2 protein-coding genes are annotated in these 2,967 nt (G+C 47.3%); one reads left to right on the top strand and one right to left on the bottom strand.

Annotated features, from left to right (window positions below):
- Nucleotides 1–428, bottom strand: a 428-nt coding sequence (locus E2K52_RS13955; protein WP_151205619.1) for a response regulator, incomplete at its 3' end; no start/stop codon positions are given.
- A gap of 334 nt (nt 429–762) precedes the next feature.
- Between E2K52_RS13955 and E2K52_RS13950 the strand changes: the two genes are divergently transcribed.
- Nucleotides 763–2,967 (top strand): Tex family protein (locus E2K52_RS13950; protein WP_151205618.1); only part of this gene is annotated, 2,205 nt, incomplete at its 3' end.

The raw sequence follows: 2,967 nt of genomic DNA, 5'->3' as shown, positions 1-2,967 counted from the left end.
ACCTCACGCACCTGACGGCGTAAAACCGCACGAATACGTGCCAGTAGTTCATTTGGGTTAAACGGTTTTGGCAGATAGTCATCGGCGCCGGCTTCCAGACCCGCAATACGATCTGAATCACTGCCACGTGCGGTCAGCATAATAATTGGCGTATCGATATTGGACTGGCGTAAACGACGACAGATACTCAGGCCATCTTCCACCGGCAGCATAAAGTCGAGCACAATCAGAGAAAATAATTCCCGCTGTAAAAGCCGATCCATTTGGGTTGCATCATGTGCGGTTTTGACTACAAAGCCTTTATCTTCCAAAAAGCGTTGTAGCAGGGTACGCAGACGCACGTCATCATCGACAACCAGGATGCGTTCGACTCGGTCGGTTTCGCTTTGTACGGCATCGGTTTTTTCAGCAGGTACCACTAAATTCATGAGATGCTCCTTATTCTTTATTGTCGTCGTAAACAAAACTGAAAACAGGCGTTGAGTATACGATTCATAACTATTCATTGACTATGCTCTAAAGCACCAAATATTGCAGTTAAAATCAAGACATAGATACCAAATATATACATCTAAATTGAAAAAAAATGCGCTTGGACTCCAGATAAAAAACAAAGTTCATGCAAACTTTATCAGGAAAAGCAGAAAATGCAGCACTGCTTGAGATGGCTATTGCATAAATTAATGAAAACAGTTGTGGATTTTATAGTCTTGGTCTTTATAATCATGCCATTTAGTACTTATCCTTGTGGGATCAAACACGATGACTGACTTAGTTCAGCAGTTGGCAAAAGAGCTTGCCGTGCGTCCAAATCAAGTCGAAGCTGCCATCAAACTCATTGATGAGGGTGCCAGTGTTCCTTTTATTGCACGTTACCGTAAAGAAGTAACGCAGGGCCTGGACGATACACAATTACGCCAGCTCGATACACGTTTAGCGTATTTGCGTGATTTGTATGAACGCCGTGAAAAGGTCATTGAATCACTCAAAGAACAAGAGAAATTATCTGATGATTTGCTGGCACGGGTAAATGCGGCTGAAACCAAAAATGCCTTGGAAGAAATTTACGCGCCATACCGTCCAAAACGCACCAGCAGGTCGTTTAAGGCCAAAGAAGCCGGTTTGGGTCCTGTTGCAGAGCGCATCTTTACAGAGGAGCTTGATCCTGCGGAAGCACTGGCCGGTTTTAGCCATGCAGATTATCCGGATACGGAAAGTCAGCTGGATGCAATCCAGCATATTCTGATTGATGACTGGGCACAAAATGTTGCGCTGACGGCTGAACTGAAAGCCATGTTTGCGCAAACTGCCGTATTGAAAAGTCTGGTCGCCTCGGATGAGAAAAAAGAAGTCGGTAAAAAATTCCGTGACTACTTCGATTTCTCTGAAAGCCTGAATAAAGTGCCTTCCCATCGTTTACTGGCGATGTTGCGTGGCCGCCAGGAGAATGTCCTGGGTCTTAAGGTCGACGGTGAAGATGATGCGCCTTTGGCACGTATTGAAACCGAGTACAATCTGGACCAGATTCAGCCACAAGCCCGTCAGGACTTCCTGAAACAAACAGCCAAACTGTTCTGGCTCGGTAAAGTTCGCCCCACTATTGAGCACTCATTGCTGACTGAAAAACGTCTGGCAGCTGAAGCTGAAGCCATGCAGGTGTTTGCTGAAAACCTGCGTCATCTGCTGCTTTCTGCTCCGGCAGGTGCACGTACCACATTAGGTGTCGATCCTGGTATCCGTACGGGTGTAAAACTGGCCGTCGTGAATGAGTCTGGTGATGTACTGGCACATAGCACGATCTATCCATTTGCACCAAAAGAAGATAAAGAAGGTTCATTAACAGAGCTGGCGCGTTTATGCCGTGAGTTCAATGTTGACCTGATTGCAATTGGCAATGGTACAGCCAGCCGTGAAACTGAAGCCTTGGTTGCTGAAATGATGGCAGCGAATAGCGACCTGAAACTGACTCGCGTATCAGTTTCTGAAGCAGGTGCATCGGTGTATTCAGCCTCTGAACTGGCAGCTCAGGAACTTCCTGATCTGGACGTGACCATTCGTGGTGCAGTGTCGATTGCACGCCGTTTGCAAGATCCTTTGGCCGAACTGGTAAAAATCGATCCTAAATCAATTGGTGTGGGGCAGTATCAACATGACGTCAACCAGACCGGCCTGGCCAAAACGCTGGAAGCCGTAGTTGAGGACTGTGTGAACTCGGTGGGCGTAGATGTCAACACGGCATCTGCGGCCATTCTGGGCTATATCGCAGGGCTGAACAAATCCATTGCCCAGCAAATTGTAGAATTCCGTAAGGAAAATGGCCGTTTTGATAACCGTCAGTCTCTAAAACAAGTGCCACGTCTGGGCGAGCGCACGTTTGAACAGGCGGCTGGTTTCTTGCGTATTCAGCAGGGTTCAGAACCATTAGATGCTTCTGCGGTTCACCCTGAATCTTATGCGCTGGTCAGCAAGATGGTGGAAGCAAAAGCCACAACTGTCAAAGACATCATTGGTAATACTGAAATCATTCGTCAAATTAATGCAGAAGAATTTGTCGATGAGCAGTTTGGTCTGCCGACCATTCAGGATGTGCTGGCTGAACTGGAAAAACCGGGTCGTGACCCGCGTCCAGAGTTCCGCACTGCCAAATTCCGTGATGATATTACTGAAGTGGCGCAATTGACGGAAGGCATGCAGCTTGAAGGTGTGGTGACGAATGTGACCAACTTTGGTGCTTTCGTTGATGTTGGTGTACATCAGGATGGTTTGGTACACATTTCTGAACTTGCCAATAAATTTGTTGCAGATCCGCACAAGGTGGTGAAGCCCGGTCAGATTGTTCAGGTTCGTGTATTAAATGTAGATGCTGAACGTAACCGTGTGAATCTGTCGATGCGTCCTGAAGGTTCTGAAGCGCCAAAAGCACCACGCCAGCCACGCCGTGACAATGAGCAGCGCGGTGAGCGTAAG

The organism is Acinetobacter sp. RF14B (genome assembly GCF_006864105.1).
Taxonomy (GTDB): domain Bacteria; phylum Pseudomonadota; class Gammaproteobacteria; order Pseudomonadales; family Moraxellaceae; genus Acinetobacter; species Acinetobacter lwoffii_C.
The sequence above is the reverse complement of the archived record's forward strand: the minus strand, read 5'-3'. Positions and strand labels throughout refer to the sequence as shown.